This is a genomic window from Streptomyces sp. NPDC014864 (assembly GCF_043081525.1).
Classification (GTDB): domain Bacteria; phylum Actinomycetota; class Actinomycetes; order Streptomycetales; family Streptomycetaceae; genus Streptomyces.
The window spans coordinates 1-15,133 of the sequence record NZ_JBIBWT010000034.1; the positions used below are offsets into that span (position 1 = coordinate 1).

16 protein-coding genes are annotated in these 15,133 nt (G+C 72.9%); 8 read left to right on the forward strand and 8 right to left on the reverse strand.

Going from position 1 to position 15,133, the window contains the following annotated elements:
- Positions 1-97 precede the first annotated feature (97 nt).
- Together ACF1A5_RS33055 and ACF1A5_RS33060 are read right to left on the reverse strand one after the other, a co-directional pair.
- A complete protein-coding gene (locus ACF1A5_RS33055) occupies positions 98-316 on the reverse strand; it encodes a hypothetical protein (protein ID WP_392196533.1) in 219 nt (72 codons plus the stop codon).
- Between the two features lie 212 nt (positions 317-528).
- Positions 529-927 carry a DUF3099 domain-containing protein gene (locus ACF1A5_RS33060; RefSeq protein ID WP_392196534.1) on the reverse strand — a complete coding sequence of 133 codons (399 nt, stop codon included), beginning with the start codon at positions 925-927 and terminating at the stop codon, positions 529-531.
- Positions 928-1,186: 259 nt separating this feature from the next.
- Here ACF1A5_RS33060 and ACF1A5_RS33065 point away from each other — a divergent pair, with 259 nt between their 5' ends.
- Positions 1,187-1,480: a GlsB/YeaQ/YmgE family stress response membrane protein gene (locus tag ACF1A5_RS33065; protein WP_392196535.1), complete on the forward strand. Its 294-nt coding sequence runs from the start codon at positions 1,187-1,189 to the stop codon at positions 1,478-1,480.
- A gap of 78 nt (positions 1,481-1,558) precedes the next feature.
- Here ACF1A5_RS33065 and tyrS read toward each other — a convergent pair whose 3' ends face one another.
- The 3 genes from tyrS to ACF1A5_RS33080 are packed head-to-tail and all read right to left on the reverse strand — an operon-like array spanning position 1,559 to position 5,798.
- Positions 1,559-2,827 carry a tyrosine--tRNA ligase gene (gene tyrS, locus ACF1A5_RS33070; RefSeq protein ID WP_392196536.1) on the reverse strand — a complete coding sequence of 423 codons (1,269 nt, stop codon included), beginning with the start codon at positions 2,825-2,827 and terminating at the stop codon, positions 1,559-1,561.
- Positions 2,828-2,883: 56 nt separating this feature from the next.
- Positions 2,884-4,278: a metallopeptidase TldD-related protein gene (locus tag ACF1A5_RS33075; protein ID WP_392196537.1), complete on the reverse strand. Its 1,395-nt coding sequence runs from the start codon at positions 4,276-4,278 to the stop codon at positions 2,884-2,886.
- On the reverse strand, positions 4,275-5,798 hold the full coding sequence (locus tag ACF1A5_RS33080; protein WP_392196538.1) for a TldD/PmbA family protein: 1,524 nt from the start codon (positions 5,796-5,798) through the stop codon (positions 4,275-4,277). The genes ACF1A5_RS33075 and ACF1A5_RS33080 overlap by 4 nt, the downstream gene beginning before the upstream one ends.
- A 253-nt stretch (positions 5,799-6,051) precedes the next feature.
- Here ACF1A5_RS33080 and fabG point away from each other — a divergent pair, with 253 nt between their 5' ends.
- The 3 genes from fabG to ACF1A5_RS33095 all read left to right on the forward strand — a co-directional run bounded on the left by fabG (position 6,052) and on the right by ACF1A5_RS33095 (position 8,337).
- Entirely contained in the window at positions 6,052-6,771 is a 720-nt protein-coding gene (gene fabG / locus ACF1A5_RS33085) for a 3-oxoacyl-[acyl-carrier-protein] reductase (protein WP_392196539.1), read from the forward strand.
- Between the two features lie 5 nt (positions 6,772-6,776).
- The gene (fabI, locus tag ACF1A5_RS33090; RefSeq protein WP_392196540.1) at positions 6,777-7,544 is read left to right on the forward strand and encodes an enoyl-ACP reductase FabI; all 768 of its coding nucleotides are present in this window, start codon (positions 6,777-6,779) and stop codon (positions 7,542-7,544) included.
- 442 nt (positions 7,545-7,986) lie between these two features.
- Positions 7,987-8,337: a hypothetical protein gene (locus ACF1A5_RS33095; RefSeq protein ID WP_392196541.1), complete on the forward strand. Its 351-nt coding sequence runs from the start codon at positions 7,987-7,989 to the stop codon at positions 8,335-8,337.
- Here the strand turns inward: ACF1A5_RS33095 and ACF1A5_RS33100 are convergent.
- Complete coding sequence (locus ACF1A5_RS33100; protein WP_392196542.1) at positions 8,315-9,007, reverse strand: FadR/GntR family transcriptional regulator; 693 nt, start codon at positions 9,005-9,007, stop codon at positions 8,315-8,317. The genes ACF1A5_RS33095 and ACF1A5_RS33100 overlap by 23 nt on opposite strands.
- Before the next feature lie 70 nt (positions 9,008-9,077).
- Between ACF1A5_RS33100 and ACF1A5_RS33105 the strand changes: the two genes are divergently transcribed.
- The 4 genes from ACF1A5_RS33105 to ACF1A5_RS33120 all read left to right on the forward strand — a co-directional run bounded on the left by ACF1A5_RS33105 (position 9,078) and on the right by ACF1A5_RS33120 (position 11,629).
- Positions 9,078-10,400 (forward strand): CynX/NimT family MFS transporter, encoded by a 1,323-nt coding sequence (locus ACF1A5_RS33105; protein ID WP_392196543.1) that lies wholly within the window; start codon positions 9,078-9,080, stop codon positions 10,398-10,400.
- Between the two features lie 46 nt (positions 10,401-10,446).
- Entirely contained in the window at positions 10,447-10,563 is a 117-nt protein-coding gene (locus ACF1A5_RS33110; protein WP_392196544.1) for an SGM_5486 family transporter-associated protein, read from the forward strand.
- Positions 10,564-10,794: 231 nt separating this feature from the next.
- Positions 10,795-11,001, forward strand: a complete 207-nt coding sequence (locus tag ACF1A5_RS33115; protein ID WP_392196545.1) for a hypothetical protein — start codon at positions 10,795-10,797, stop codon at positions 10,999-11,001.
- A 109-nt stretch (positions 11,002-11,110) separates the two neighbouring features.
- On the forward strand, positions 11,111-11,629 hold the full coding sequence (locus tag ACF1A5_RS33120; protein ID WP_392196546.1) for a SixA phosphatase family protein: 519 nt from the start codon (positions 11,111-11,113) through the stop codon (positions 11,627-11,629).
- A 101-nt stretch (positions 11,630-11,730) separates the two neighbouring features.
- On the opposite strand, the gene serB is transcribed toward ACF1A5_RS33120, so the two are convergent.
- Positions 11,731-12,939, reverse strand: coding sequence for a phosphoserine phosphatase SerB (gene serB, locus ACF1A5_RS33125; RefSeq protein ID WP_392196547.1), 1,209 nt, complete (start codon positions 12,937-12,939; stop codon positions 11,731-11,733).
- Between the two features lie 198 nt (positions 12,940-13,137).
- A complete protein-coding gene (locus ACF1A5_RS33130) occupies positions 13,138-15,111 on the reverse strand; it encodes a streptophobe family protein (RefSeq protein ID WP_392196548.1) in 1,974 nt (657 codons plus the stop codon).
- Positions 15,112-15,133 lie beyond the last annotated feature (22 nt).

Here is a 15,133-nt window from a genome sequence, read left to right on the forward strand (position 1 = left end):
GATCCGAGAACCGATCAACCCCCGACGACTTCACCTGACCCGGCCTTGGCACAACCCACCCAACGACCAGAACCCACCAAAGTCACCGGTATTGGGCCTAAGCCTGCTCGGCCGCCTGCCACTGCCGCAGCGGGACCACGTCCTTGAGGAAGCCGCGTACCCCGAGGAACTGCGACAGGTGCTCCCGGTGCTCCTCGCACGCCAGCCATGTCTTGCGGCGCTCCGGCGTGTGGACCTTCGGGTTGTTCCACGCCAGCACCCAGACGGCGTCGGCGCGGCAGCCCTTGGCGGAGCAGATCGGGGTCTCGTCAGTCACAGGTTCGTCTCACAGCCACGCAAACAAGGCGACGCCGAGCAGCCACGGGGGGAGCTGCCCGGCGTCGGTCTGTCGCTCCGACGGGGGATGCGGAGCGCGTACGAAGTATGTCACGGGTAACCCGCCCCCCGGCACCGGAACAACATGATTGATCTGAGCTTTTCTTGAGCTTGGCGTGCGCCGGGATTCCGGTTGTGGCACGTCAGTCGTGCTCACGCCCCGCCGGGCGGTTCCCTTCTCGCGCCCGCCGCCGGGTCTGCCGCCCCATCTTCCGGGTCCGACCCGGCGGAGCCGTCGTTCGTCGGCGGGGGCGAGATCATCGTCCGCATCGGCGTGGTCACGAAGGTCGAGGGAAGCGACGGCGCGCGCTCGCGCCCTGCGTTGGCGACGACCACGGCGATGTAGGGCAGCACCAGACCCAGCACCAGGGCCACGACCGCCACGTACCGTTCGACGCTCCAGAGGACCACCGCGAGGATCACCGACACCGTACGGATCGACATCGAGATGACGTAGCGGCGCTGCCGGGCGCGTACATCCTCCTGGAGGCCCGTCCGGGCTCCGGTGATCCGGAACACCTGGGCGCTGCCGCCACCATGCTGCTTCCGCATCGCTTCCACCATCCGCCCGCATCGGACACCGCCCGGCCCGGATCCGGTCCGCGACCGGGCACGGACACCGGTCCGCCACAGCCACCACGTTACGCCGCAGCCGAGCGGCCCACGAGACCGGGTCGGCCCCCGCCGGAGCGACCGCCCGCGCTACTGCCTGCACGAACACCGCCCCGAACGGCCCGCGCGAAGTGCGCCTCCGGGCCGACACGCCGACACTGGGCGTAATGCTCACGTCGAGCCGGACGAGGAGGCAGCCATGGGCTGGTTGTGGGCGATCATCGTGGGATTCGTGCTCGGACTGATCGCCAAGGCGATCCTGCCCGGCAAGCAGCACAGCCCCCTCTGGCTGACCACCATCTTCGGCATGATCGGCGCCCTCATCGGCAACGCGCTCGCCCGCGCGTTCGGCGTCGAGGCCACCCCCGGCATCGACTGGACCCGGCATCTGTTCCAGCTCATCGCCGCGATCGTCGTCGTCGCACTCGGAGACATGGCGTACATGGCGTTGTGGGGCAACAAGAAGAGGCAGCGGGAACAGACGACCGCCTAGCCGGCCGTACGGCGAAGCGGACACGGCGAAGGGGACGGCTCACGCGAGCCGTCCCCTTCGCCGTGTCGCCGTGTCCGGTCAGCCCTCGGTGACCTCGACCGCGGCCAGGTTCTTCTTGCCCCGGCGCAGCACCAGCCAGCGGCCGTGCAGCAGGTCCTCCTTGGCGGGGACCTCGTCCTCGGCGGCGACCTTGACGTTGTTCACGTAGGCACCGCCCTCCTTGACCGTGCGGCGCGCGGCCGACTTGCTGGGGACCAGCCCGACCTCGGCGAACAGGTCGACGACCGCACCGAGCTCGGCGACCTGGATGTGCGGCACCTCGGACAGCGCCGCCGCCAGCGTCCGCTCGTCGAGCCCGGCCAGCTCGCCCTGGCCGAACAGCGCCCTGGACGCGGCGATCACCGCGGCCGTCTGGTCGGCGCCGTGCACCAGCGTGGTCAGCTCCTCCGCCAGCGCGCGCTGGGCCGCGCGGGCCTGCGGGCGCTCCTCCGTCTGCCGCTCCAGCTCCTCCAGCTCCTCGCGGGAGCGGAAGGACAGGATGCGCAGGTACCGGGAGATGTCCCGGTCGTCCACGTTCAGCCAGAACTGGTAGAACGCGTACGGCGTCGTCATCTCCGGGTCGAGCCAGACGGCGCCGCCCTCGGTCTTGCCGAACTTGGTGCCGTCCGCCTTCGTCATCAGCGGCGTCGCCAGCGCGTGCACCTCGGCCTCCGGCTCCAGCCGGTGGATCAGGTCCAGGCCCGCCGTCAGGTTGCCCCACTGGTCGCTGCCGCCCTGCTGGAGCGTGCAGCCGTAGCGCCGGAAGAGCTGGAGGAAGTCCATGCCCTGGAGGATCTGGTAGCTGAACTCGGTGTAGCTGATGCCCTGGTCGGACTCCAGGCGCCGGGCGACGGAGTCCTTGGTCAGCATCTTGTTGACGCGGAAGTGCTTGCCGATGTCGCGCAGGAACTCGATCGCGGACAGGTTCTGCGTCCAGTCGAGGTTGTTCACCATGACCGCCGCGTTCTCGCCCTCGAAGGACAGGAACGGCTCGATCTGGCGACGCAGCTTCTCCACCCAGCCGGCGACCGTCTCCGGGTCGTTCAGCGTGCGCTCCGCCGTGGGGCGGGGGTCGCCGATCAGGCCGGTGGCACCGCCGACCAGCGCCAGCGGCCGGTGACCGGCCTGCTGGAGCCGACGCACGGTGAGCACCTGCACCAGGTGCCCCACGTGCAGCGACGGCGCCGTCGGGTCGAAACCGCAATAGAACGTCACGGGACCGTCCGCGAGCGCCTTGCGCAAAGCGTCCTCGTCGGTGGACAGGGAGAACAGCCCCCGCCACTTCAGCTCGTCGACGATGTCCGTCACGGTTCTCGTGTCTCCTCGATGATCCTCGGGCAGTCGGGTGACAGCCGCCTACGAGGTTATACGCCCTGGCTGACAGAGCTCATATTGAAATCCGGGACGCGCAGCGCGGGCATCGCGGCCCGGGTGAAGTAGTCGCTCCACTCCCGCGGCAGCGTCTTCTCGGTCCGCCCGGCCTCGGTGGCCCGGCCCAGCAGGTCCACCGGCGACTCGTTGAACCGGAAGTTGTTGACCTCCCCGGTCACCTCGCCGTTCTCGACCAGGTACACCCCGTCCCTGGTCAGCCCGGTCAGCAGCAGCGTCGCCGGGTCCACCTCGCGGATGTACCACAGGCAGGTCAGCAGCAGCCCCCGCTCGGTACCGGCCACCATCTCCTCCAGGGAGCGCTCGCCGCCGCCGTCCAGGATCAGGTTCCCGGCCGCCGGCGCCACGGGCAGTCCGGTCAGGCCCGCGCTGTGCCGGGTGGTCGTCAGACGCTTCAGCTCGCCGCCGCCGACCCAGTCGGTGGCGCGTACGGGCAGCCCGTTGTCGAACACCGACTGGTCCCCGCCGGAGGAGTGCGCCACCACGAACGGCGCGCACTCCAGCCCGGGCTCGTTCGGGTCACTGCGCAGGGTCAGCGGCAGCTCGCCGAGCCGCTCGCCCAGGCGCGTGCCGCCGCCCGGCCGGGAGAACACCGTCCGCCCCTCGGCCGCGTCCCGGCCGGAGGAGGACCAGTACTGGTAGATCATCAGGTCCGCGACCGCGGTCGGCGGCAGCAGCGTCTCGTACCGGCCCGCGGGCAGCTCGATCCGCCGGTCGGCCCAGCCCAGCCGTACGGCCAGCTCCGCGTCCATCGCCGCCGGGTCGACGTCCTTGAAGTCCCGCGTGGACCGGCCCGCCCACGCCGAGCGGGTACGGTCCGGCGACTTGGCGTTCAGCTCCAGGGTGCCGTTGGGCTGGTCGTGCCGCAGCCGCAGCCCGGTCGAGGTGCCGAGATAGGTGGACACCAGCTCGTGGTTGGCGAAGCCGTACAGTTCGCGGCCGCCGGCCCGCGCGCGGGCGAAGGACTCGCCGAGCGCCGGCGCGAAGTCGGCGAACACCGCCGACGAGGTCTCCGCGGGGGCGTCCGTGAAGTCGGGGGACTCCGGTACGTCCCGCACCAGGGGCTGCGCGTCCTCGGCGGGCCCGGCGCCGCGCGCGGCGGCCTCGGCGGCCCGCACCAGCGGCTCCAGCTCCTCCGCGGTCACGGCGGACCGCGACACCACGCCCGAGGCGGTGCCCTCCTTGCCGTCGACGGTCGCGACGACGGTCAGCGTGCGCCCGCGGGTGACGCCGTTGGTGGTCAGGGCGTTGCCCGCCCAGCGCAGGTTGGCCGTGGAGTGCTCGTCAGCGATCACGACGCAGCCGTCGGCCCGGGACAGCTCCAGGGCGCGCTCGACGATCACGTGCGGCTTGTTCGTGCGCGGGCTCATCGACCGGCCTCCTGCGTCGTATTGAGGATGTTGACGCCCCTGAAGAGGGCGGACGGGCAGCCGTGGGAGACGGACGCGATCTGGCCCGGCTGGGCCTTGCCGCAGTTGAAGGCGCCGCCCAGGACATACGTCTGCGGGCCGCCGACCGCCGCCATGGAGCCCCAGAAGTCGGTGGTCGTGGCCTGGTAGGCGACGTCCCGGAGCTGCCCGGTGAGCCTTCCGTTCTCGATCCGGAAGAACCGCTGGCCGGTGAACTGGAAGTTGTAGCGCTGCATGTCGATGGACCAGGAGCGGTCCCCGACGACGTAGATGCCCCGGTCGACGCCGCCGATGAGGTCCTCGGTCGACATCCCGGCCGGGTCCGGCCGGAGCGAGACGTTGGCCATGCGCTGGACGGGCACATGGCCGGGGGAATCCGCGAAGGCGCACCCGTTGGACCGCTCGAACCCGGTCAGCCGCGCGATCCTGCGGTCCAGCTGGTAGCCGACCAGCGTGCCGTCCTTCACCAGGTCCCAGGACTGCGCCTCGACGCCCTCGTCGTCGTAGCCGACGGTCGCCAGACCGTGCTCGGCGGTGCGGTCGCCGGTGACGTTCATCAGCTCCGAGCCGTACCGCAGCTTGCCGAGCTGGTCGAACGTGGCGAAGGAGGTGCCGGCGTAGGCGGCCTCGTAGCCGAGGGCGCGGTCCAGCTCCGTGGCGTGCCCGATGGACTCGTGGATCGTCAGCCACAGGTTGGAGGGATCGACCACCAGGTCGTACACGCCGGGGTCGACGCTCGGCGCCCGCATCTTCTCGGCCAGCAGCTCCGGGATCCCGGCCAGCTCGGCGTCCCAGTCCCAGCCGGTACCGGTCAGGTACTCCCAGCCGCGCCCCACCGGCGGCGCCAGCGTGCGCATGGAGTCGAACTCCCCGCTGGACTCGTCCACCGACACGGCCGTCAGCTGCGGATGCAGCCGCACCCGCTGCTGCGTGGTCACGGTGCCCGCGGTGTCGGCGTAGAACTTGTTCTCGTGCACGGTGAGCAGCGAGGCGTCGACGTGGTCGACGCCGTCGGCCGCCAGCAGCAGCGCGCTCCAGTCGGCCAGCAGCGCCGACTTCTCCTCGTCGGGCACGGAGAACGGGTCGATCTCGTACGACGAGACCCACGTCCTGTCGGCGTGCACCGGCTCCCCGGCCAGCTCGACGTGCTCCTCCGACCCGGCCGCCCTGATCACCTGCGCGGACAGCTTCGCCATCGCCACGGCCTGCGAGGCGACCTTGGCGGCGGCGTCCGGCGTCAGGTCCACACCGGAGGCGAACCCCCAGGTCCCGCCGTGCACGACCCGCACCGCGTACCCCAGGTCGGTGGTGTCCGACGACCCGGAGGGCCGCGCGTCCCGGAACCGCCAGGACGCGCTGCGCACCCGCTCGAACCGGAAGTCCGCGTGCTCGGCACCGAGGGAACGCGCCCGCGCGAGGGCGGCGTCGGCCAGGGGGCGTAGCGGAAGCGCCGTGAACGCTTCGTCGATGGAATGAGGCACCGAGGTCTCTCCCTGTCGTCGTGACCTGTGGTTCCCCGATCATGGCGCGCGGGATGACCGGCGGACCACACCTTTCGGGCCGAGGCCACTGTTTTCTGTAGGGACTCGACAGCGAGTCCCCCGCGCCACTGTCGGTGCCCGATTGTCCGCGGACGCGGCGCGACCGATAGGTTTTTCGGTGAAGCCGCCTGTCATCCACGTGTTCGGGCGGGCTGCCGGAAACGCTTCAGACCGCTATCGAAAGGGTGATCCGTTGAGCCGCTCGGTTCTCGTCACCGGAGGCAACCGGGGCATCGGCCTCGCCATCGCCCGCGCGTTCGCCGACGCCGGCGACAGGGTCGCCATCACGTACCGCTCGGGGGAGCCGCCGGCCGCCCTCACGGAACTGGGCTGCCTCGCCGTGCGGTGCGACATCACCGACCCCGAGCAGGTGGAGCAGGCCTACAAGGAGATCGAGGCCCAGCACGGCCCGGTCGAGATCCTTGTCGCCAACGCCGGGGTCACCAAGGACCAGCTGCTGATGCGCATGTCCGAGGAGGACTTCACCTCGGTCATCGACACCAACCTCACCGGCACCTTCCGCGTCGTCAAGCGCGCCAACCGCGGCATGCTGCGGGCCAAGAAGGGCCGTGTCGTCCTGATCTCCTCGGTCGTCGGGCTGCTCGGCTCGGCGGGGCAGGCGAACTACGCCGCCTCCAAGGCCGCCCTGGTCGGCTTCGCGCGTTCCCTCGCCCGTGAGCTGGGTTCGCGCAACATCACCTTCAACGTCGTCGCGCCCGGCTTCGTCGACACCGACATGACCCGCGCGCTGGACGACGAGCAGCGCGAGGCGATCATGTCGCAGGTGCCGCTCGGCCGGTACGCGCAGCCGGAGGAGATCGCCGCGACGGTGCGGTTCCTCGCCTCGGACGACGCCTCGTACATCACTGGAGCCGTCATCCCCGTTGACGGCGGACTGGGAATGGGTCACTGATCACCATGAGCGGAATTCTCGAGGGCAAGCGCGTCCTGATCACCGGTGTGCTGATGGAGTCCTCCATCGCCTTCCACACCGCCAAGCTGGCCCAGGAGCAGGGCGCCGAGATCATCCTCACCGCGTTTCCGCGGCCCACCCTGACCGAGCGCATCGCCAAGAAGCTGCCGAAGCCCACCAAGGTCATCGAGCTCGACGTCACCAACGACGAGCACCTGGGGCGCCTGGCCGACATCGTCGGCGAGGAGCTGGGCGGTCTCGACGGCGTCGTCCACTCCATCGGCTTCGCCCCGCAGGACGCCCTCGGCGGCAACTTCCTCAACACGCCGTTCGAGTCGGTCGCCACCGCCATGCACGTCTCGGCGTTCTCCCTGAAGTCGCTGACCATGGCCTGCCTGCCGCTGATGCAGAACGGCGGCTCGGTCGTCGGCCTCACCTTCGACGCCCAGTACGCCTGGCCCCAGTACGACTGGATGGGCCCGGCCAAGGCCGCCCTGGAGGCCACCAGCCGCTACATGGCGCGCGACCTGGGCAAGCAGAACATCCGCTGCAACCTCATCTCCGCCGGCCCGATCGGCTCCATGGCCGCCAAGTCCATCCCGGGCTTCGGCGAGCTGGCCTCGGTGTGGGACACCCGCGCACCCCTGGAGTGGGACCTGAAGGACCCGGAGCCGGCCGGCAAGGGTGTCGTCGCCCTGCTGAGCGACTGGTTCCCGAAGACCACCGGCGAGATCATCCACGTCGACGGCGGTCTGCACGCCATCGGTGCCTGACCGCCGCACATCGCCGGAGCGCCGCACACCGCCGGTGCCCGACCGCCGCACACCGCCGGTGTCCGGGCACCGCACGCCGTCGCCGCCCGGCCCTCGCCGCTGAGGCCGGCCCGGCGGCCTTGAGGCCCGCACCCGTTCAGGGGCGGGCCTTCGGCGTTCCCGGGGCGCGCCTGCACGGTCTCCGGCCATGGCCGCGGCCACGGCCGCGAGGGGGCACGGCCGCGAGGGGGCACGGCCGCGAGGGGGCACGGCCGCGAGGGGGCACGGCCGCGAGGGGGCACGGCGGGGGCCCGTCGGACCCGCGTGCGGCGCGGGCGCGGTCCGCTCGGCGTCACCCGTTCGGCCCACCTGGAGGGGCGGGCGGAGCGGACGGCCGGGCACGCTGGTGGGGCGCGGCTCGCCCCCCGCGCGTCCTCCCCAGCTCGGCCGAGGAGGTTCCCTTGTGCGCCTGTCCCGCAGCGTGGCCTCAATGACCGTCGCCGTGTCCCTCGTGCTGTCCCTGCCGCTCGAGGCGCTGCCTCAGGCGCGCGGGCGCACGGAGCGACCCGCGGCGTCCGAGCCGTTCGGCGCGACCTGCCGGACAGCCGTCACCGGCTCCCGGGTGACCGCCTACTGCCACAACCCGTATCCGGAGACCGACCGCGTCAGCCTGCACATCGAGTGCGCCCGCTGGTGGGACCTGGACAGCGACGGTTCACCGGTGGACACCGGCCCCGCGCAGACCGTACGGCTCACCGGGCGATGCTGGGAGGAGGTCCGCTCGGCGTGGGTCAGTCACGGGCGGGCGGGCTGAACCGGCCCGGGCGGCACAGGAGCGGGTAGCTCGCGGCCTCCTCGGCCGCCGCCTCGGCGTCCCCCGCGCGGATCGCGTCGAGCAGCCGCGTGTGGTCCATGTACGTCTCCGGGGTCAGCTCCTCGCCGACGTCCGCGCGCAGCCAGTCCCGCAGCACCTCGCCGAGGTCGGCGTACATCGCGGTCATCACGTCGTTGTGGGAGGCCGCCACCACCGCCAGGTGGAAGGTCGCGTCCGCCGTCACGAACGCCTCCGCCTCACCGGACTCCCAGGCCTCCTCGCGCCGCAGCAGCAGCGCGTCGAGCTGCTTGAGGTCCCTCTCGGTGCGGCGCCCGGCGGCCATCCTCGCCGCCGCGGACTCCAGCGTGGAGCGCAGCTCGGCGATGTGCCGGGGATCGGCGTCCGCGAAGCGGCGGTGCATCACGCCCGCCAGCTCACTGGTCGCCACGACGTAGGTGCCGGAGCCCTGGCGGATGTCCAGCAGGCCGTTGTGGGCGAGCGCCCGGACGGCCTCGCGGACGGTGTTGCGCGCGACCCCGAGCTGCTCCACCAGCTCGGGCTCGGTCGGGATACGGGATCCGACCGGCCACTCGCCCGAAGTGATCTGGTTCCGCAGCGCGGCGATGACCTGCTCGGACAGTGCCGAGCGGCGCGGATGGCTCAGGGGCATGACACACCTTCGCACGTACGGCCGGGTAGGCGGAGCCCCGACCATGGACAACCAATCATCCCATGATTCTATGATGGACCTCATGGCCAGCGAGGAAACCCGGACCACGACGCCGACGACCGGACGGCCCCCGGCCGTCCCCACCGCCCCGCGGAACGGCGGGGGAGCGTCCCCGGCGTCCGCGGCGTCCCCGAGGGCGTGGACGGCGCGCCTGGTCGTCGCCGGCATCATGCTGTCCGCCCTGAACCTGCGCCCCGCCATCACCAGCGCCGGCGCGCTCCTGGAGGAGATCCGCGACGGGCTCGGCATGAGCGGCGCCGTGGCCGGACTGCTCACCTCGGTGCCCCCGCTCTGCTTCGCCGTCTTCGGGGGCATGGCGCCCCGGCTGGCCCGCCGCGTCGGCCCCGCCGCCGTGGTCTGCGCCGGCATGGCCGCGATCAGCGCCGGGCTCCTCATACGCCCGTACACGGGCAGCACCCCCGCCTTCCTGGCCGCCAGCGCCCTCGCGCTCATGGGCATCGCGGTCGGCAACGTCCTGATGCCGGTCATCGTCAAGCGCTGGTTCCCCGACCGCGTCGGCTCCATGACCGGCCTGTACTCGATGGCCCTCGCCTTCGGCACCTCGTCCGCGGCCGCGCTGACGGTGCCCCTGACCGGGGCGCTCGGCGGGAACTGGCAGCCGGGCCTCGCCGTGTGGGCGGCGCTCGCGGCGCTCGCCGTGCTGCCGTGGCTGCCGCTGCTCCGGGACCGGGGGACGGCGCCCGCCCCGGCCGCCCACGAACCCGCGCGGGAGGAACGGCCGGCCACCCTGCGCATCACACGCAGCCGCACCGCCTGGGCGCTGGCGGTCTTCTTCGGCCTCCAGGCCACCGCCGCCTACATCGCCATGGGCTGGATGGCGCAGATCTTCCGCGACGCGGGCGTGCCCGCCGGCCAGGCCGGAGTGCTGCTCGCCGTGACGATGGTGATGGGCGTACCGCTCGCCTTCGTCATCCCGCGGGTGGCCGGCCGGCTGCCCCACCAGGGCCCCATCGTCCTCGTGCTCGGCGTCTGCGGTCTCGCCGGCTACGCGGGCCTGTACCTCGCCCCGGCCGCGGGCGCCTGGACCTGGGCCGTCCTGATCGGCGTGTCGAACTGCGCCTTCCCGCTGGCGCTCACCATGGTCGGGATGCGGGCCCGGACCGGCGCGGGCGTGGCCCAGCTGTCGGCCTTCGCCCAGAGCACCGGCTATCTGATCTCCATCCCGGGCCCCCTGCTGGTCGGCGTGCTCTACCAGGGCAGCGGCGGCTGGGGACTGCCGATCGCGCTGATGAGCGCGCTGATGGTGCCCCAGATGGCGGTCGGCTACCTGGCCGGACGCGACCGCACGGTGGAGGACGAGGCCGCACGCTGACCCGCCCCGCGACGGCGTCCCGGGCGCGGGGTGCGAGACTGGGCCCATGCCAGTGCTCGACCCGAACCCCCCGAACGGCCAGAAGAAGATGCTGCTCGTCTTCGGCTCGTTCCTCGCCATCTTCGTCGTCATCGCCGTCATCGCGACCCTCGCGTCCCCCTGACCACGTCCCCCTGACGGCGTCCCCCTCCCGCTGCCGTGGGCCGCGGTGGGCCCGGCCCCACCGCACGGGTGGGGGTGGCCCCACCATCCCCTAGGGGGTGAGGCTCAGGGGCGAGTGGGTGGATCACCGGATGGGCCGAGGGGCGCGTCGTCCGTAGTTTCTGAGGAGTGGCCGCGCGAGGCGGATCACGGACCCGGACCACGGACCATTCGGCGACCCGCGGAGGCACGCATGCCGGCGCACACGCACACCCGGCCCCGCCCGGCGACCACCGGCGGCGCCGGCACCCGCCTGCCCTGGTGGGCCCTGGCCCTGCCCGCCCTCGCCTTCGCCGCCCTGCTCGCCCTGATGCTGAACCCGTCGAACGCCCATGCGGCCACCGGTGACCCCGCGATCACCCGGCTGCTCCAGCGCGCCCAGGAACTGATCGCCCGCTGATACGGCGCCGGGCCGCCCGGCCGGGCCCCGCCGGTACCGGGGTGAAACCCGAGAATCCGCATGTCAACTCCCTGCGCCCCATGGCCTGTTTCATGCGAAGCTGGGTCACATGAGCGTCGCAGAACCCCGTAGGATTGTCCTCTTCCGGCATGCGAAAGCCGACTGGCCACAGGTGTCCGACCACGAGCGGCCGCTCGCTGAGCGGGGCCGCATGGACGCCGCAGTCGCCGGGCGCAAGCTGGCCGACAGTGGTCTTCCCCTCGATCTGGCCCTGTGCTCCACCTCGGTCCGGACCCGCGAGACCTGGAAGATCGCCGTCCACGAACTGCCGCACCGGCCGAAAACGGTCTACGAGGAGCGGATCTACGAGGCCTCGCCCGGTGAGCTGATCTCCGTGCTCAACGAGACCCCGGACGACGTGCAGACCGTGATCCTGATCGGCCACAACCCCGGCGTCCAGGGGCTGGCCGAGGTCCTGTCCGATTCAGCCGAGCCCGAGGCCCGCGAGTGGATGCGCCGCCGGGGCTTCCCGGCCGCCGCCTTCGCCGTGCTCTCCTTCGACGGCTCCTGGAAGAGCCTCGAACCGGCCACGGCATCGCTCGATTCCTACTGGGCCCCCTCGGAGTAGCCGGAAGGACCAGTCCCGGCGCAGGCACGCAGGCCCGGCACCGCGGAGGTGCCGGGCCTGCGTGCGATCACCGGGCCGGGCCCGGGCCGTCCGTCCGCCGCTCAGGCCTCCTCGTGCGCGTCCGCCGTCTCGACCTCTTCGCGGGTCACGCCCAGCAGGTACAGGACCGTGTCGAGGAACGGCACGTTCACCGCGGTGTGCGCCGCCTCCCGCACCACCGGCTTGGCGTTGAAGGCCACCCCGAGACCGGCCGCGTTCAGCATGTCCAGGTCGTTGGCGCCGTCGCCGATCGCCACCGTCTGCGCCAGCGGCACGCCCGCCTCGGCGGCGAACCGGCGCAGCAGCCGCGCCTTGCCCGCCCGGTCCACGATCTCGCCGGTGACCCGGCCCGTCAGCTTCCCGTCGACGATCTCCAGCGTGTTGGCCTGGGCGAAGTCCAGCCCCAGCCGCTCCTTCAGATCGTCCGTGACCTGGGTGAAGCCACCCGAGACCACACCGACCTGGTAGCCCAGCCGCTTGAGCGTACGGATCAGGGTGCGGGCGCCCGGCGTCAACCGCACCTCGCTGCGCACCTTGTCCACCACCGAGACGTCCAGCCCCTTCAGCAGCGCCACCCGCGCGTGCAGCGACTGCTCGAAGTCGAGCTCCCCGCGCATCGCGGCCGCCGTCACCTCGGCGACCTGGTCCTCGCAGCCGGCGTGCGCGGCGAAGAGCTCGATCACCTCGTCCTGGATGAGCGTGGAGTCCACGTCCATGACGACCAGGCGCTGCGCCCGCCGGTGCAGGCCGGCCGAGACGACCGCGACATCGACGCCGAGCGCCGCCGCGTCGGTCACCAGGGCGGTGCGCAGCGGCTCCGTCTCCACGCCGGACACCGCGAACTCGACCGCCGTCACCGGGTACTTGGCCAGCCGGAAGATACGGTCGATGTTGCCACCGGTCTTGGTGATCCGTGCGGCGATCTGGGCGGTCGCCTCGGCCGTGAGGGGGTGACCGAGGACGGTGACCAGGGAGCGCCCGAGACCGCGCGGCCGGTTGTCGCCCCGACCGGAGATGATCTCCGCCTGGAGCTTCATCGACTCGGCCCAGCTGTGCACGGTCGAGCGCAGATCGCCCTCCAGACCGGCCGGCGGCTGGGTCACGAGCGCGCAGAGCACGATCCGGCCACGGGTGACGACCTGCTCGATGTCGACCACGTCGACGGAGTAGGCGGCGAGGGTGTCGAAGAGTCCGGCCGTGATGCCCGGCCTGTCCTTCCCGAAGATCTTGACGAGAAGGGTGAGGTCGTCGGAGGTCTGCGAAGCGCTCATGGTGTTTCCACCGTATCCGGCACGCCGTGCCTTCTGCCCCTCAGGTCCGCCTGACGGACACGGAACTCTGCGCGTCCGCAAGGTGGCGGGCACCCGACGGCGGGGCCACGTCCAGGAGCACGCGTCGGCGCCGGGCGCCGGGCCGTCCCCGGCCGGCTGCCCAGCCGTCCCCGGCCGACCGGGTTCGTCCGTCCCGGCTCAGGGTTTCCTCCCGGGGGGCCGCGGGGGCGGCGGTGGGGGAGGAGGCGGGGCTTCGTCCGGCGGAGGCGGCGGCCAGTCCCGGGGCCGGCGCGGCGGGGGGCGCCGCGCCGGGCGTGGGGGCGGCGGGACCGGCCCGATCATCGTGGGGGCGCCGGACACGTCGTCGCTGGGCGGCGGGGCGTCCTGCGACTCGCCCGACTCGTCGGGGACCCGCAGGTACGGATTGGTGTCCGGGTTCGGCGGACGGTAGGGCGTGCCGGGCGTGTACGGTCCGGCCGGCCCCGCACCTTCCGGATGCGCGCTCCCTTCCGCCGGTGGCCGCCCCCGTTCGCCCCGGCCCTGTTTCCCGGGAGCCCGGCCCGGTACCGCCGGAAGCCGCGCCGTTTCCCCCGCGCCCGCGTCCACACCCGCTGGGGGCCGCCCGCGCATGGCGCGCGGCTCCAAAAGCGTTGACGGCGAAGGCCGTTGCGTAGCCGGCGCCGCCCGGCGCCCCGCCGAGCCGGCCGCGTGGGCCAGCAGCGCCCCGGCCGCCCCCGCCCCGGCACCCCAGACGGCACCCAGCACGAACGCCGTGCCCAGGTGGCCGTGCAGTTCGAGCCCGGCGCCGAAGGCGTCGAAACCCAGCACCGACAGCGAGGCCCCCACGGACACACCCGTCAGCCGGACGAGCAGCGGGAACGCCAGCGCGCTCACGACGCCCAGGCGCAGCGCGCACCACCCCGCGAGACCGAGCGCACCGGAACGCCGTCCGCCCTCCGGGGCGGCGTACGACGCGGCACCCGGGACGTCGTCCGGGACACCACCCCGTGCCCGCCCCGCCGCCGGGACGCCACCACCCGCGAGCCCCGCGGCCAAGGCTCCACCCCACGGCGTCCGCACCGCCGTCAGCACTCCCGCCAGCAGCATCGTCAGCGCCGCCGCGAGGCCCAGCAGCCACACCCGGCCGTCCAGTTCGGCCAGGCGCCCCAGCGTGACCGGCCGGTCGGCGTGCACGCTCAGCAGCCGGTCCAGGGGATCGGGCAGCAGCCTGGCCAGTTCGCCGGTCGCCCTGCCGTCCCACGGGACGAACAGGCCGAGCGGGATGCCGATCCCCACCCCGTTGGGCGCGCCGAGCAGCGCGGCCCCGGCGATCCGCCCGGGACGGTCGTCGCCGAGCGCCGCGTACCCCGCCGCCGCGAGGCCCGCCGCCACCGCCACCAGCAGCACGGTGACGAGCGCGGACGCGGCGGGCCGCACCACCCGGTGCACGGCGTCCCAGCCGGGCGGCAGGGGAGCGCGGCGCGAGGCGAGCAGCGCGATCAGCAGGATCCCGGCCGACCAGACGAGCCCGCCGAGCAGCGTGGGCGCCGTGTCGACGCGGAAACCGACCGCCGCCTTGGCGTCGATGAGCCTGCCGATGTTGTCGGGCAGCAGACCACCGATGTCTCCCAGGTCGCCCAGGCCCGGGATGCTCACCTTCCCCGACCCTCCGCCGCCCGGCAGCCGGTCCAGCCCGAGCGCGCCCCCGTCGATCGTGACGACGTCGTGCCCCGCCCGGGCCAGGCCGCCCAGCGTCGCCAGGAAGAGCGCCACCACCGCGCCAGCGCGGGCGGCGAGTTCGGCGGGCGCGATCACAACTCCCGCGCCGCGCAGGGACCGTAGGAAGAACCAGGACAGGAGGAGCGCGCCGACCAGGCTCACGCCCAGTGGCGTGATCTCGATGGCGGTGTGCGCCTGCGCGCCTTCCAGGCCGAACGCGGACACATCGCCGGACGGCGTCACCGAACCGCCCGCCCCCAGGGCCACCACCGCCGCGGTCATCGGCCCGAGCGACCCCGCCGAGTCGGCCCCGAGCAGATGCAGGCCGAGCGCGGCCGTCGCCGCCATTCCCACCAACGCCCAGCTCACGGCGGCGATCGCGGACACCAGCACGTCCGCCCACGCCACCCGGCCGCGCCGCCTCGTCGTTCCGGCTTCCGTGCCGACACTCATGGCAGACCCCCCGATCCGCGGC

Bases quoted from the DNA above. Each gene is read 5' to 3' on its own strand.
- ACF1A5_RS33130 (WP_392196548.1), bottom strand. From the start codon at position 15,111: ATGAGTGTCGGCACGGAAGCCGGAACGACGAGGCGGCGCGGCCGGGTG.
- serB (WP_392196547.1), bottom strand. From the start codon at position 12,939: ATGAGCGCTTCGCAGACCTCCGACGACCTCACCCTTCTCGTCAAGATC.
- fabI (WP_392196540.1), top strand. From the start codon at position 6,777: ATGAGCGGAATTCTCGAGGGCAAGCGCGTCCTGATCACCGGTGTGCTG.
- ACF1A5_RS33065 (WP_392196535.1), top strand. From the start codon at position 1,187: ATGGGCTGGTTGTGGGCGATCATCGTGGGATTCGTGCTCGGACTGATC.
- ACF1A5_RS33115 (WP_392196545.1), top strand. From the start codon at position 10,795: ATGCCGGCGCACACGCACACCCGGCCCCGCCCGGCGACCACCGGCGGC.
- ACF1A5_RS33100 (WP_392196542.1), bottom strand. From the start codon at position 9,007: ATGCCCCTGAGCCATCCGCGCCGCTCGGCACTGTCCGAGCAGGTCATC.
- ACF1A5_RS33105 (WP_392196543.1), top strand. From the start codon at position 9,078: ATGATGGACCTCATGGCCAGCGAGGAAACCCGGACCACGACGCCGACG.
- ACF1A5_RS33120 (WP_392196546.1), top strand. From the start codon at position 11,111: ATGAGCGTCGCAGAACCCCGTAGGATTGTCCTCTTCCGGCATGCGAAA.
- ACF1A5_RS33110 (WP_392196544.1), top strand. From the start codon at position 10,447: ATGCCAGTGCTCGACCCGAACCCCCCGAACGGCCAGAAGAAGATGCTG.
- ACF1A5_RS33075 (WP_392196537.1), bottom strand. From the start codon at position 4,278: ATGAGCCCGCGCACGAACAAGCCGCACGTGATCGTCGAGCGCGCCCTG.
- ACF1A5_RS33060 (WP_392196534.1), bottom strand. From the start codon at position 927: ATGCGGAAGCAGCATGGTGGCGGCAGCGCCCAGGTGTTCCGGATCACC.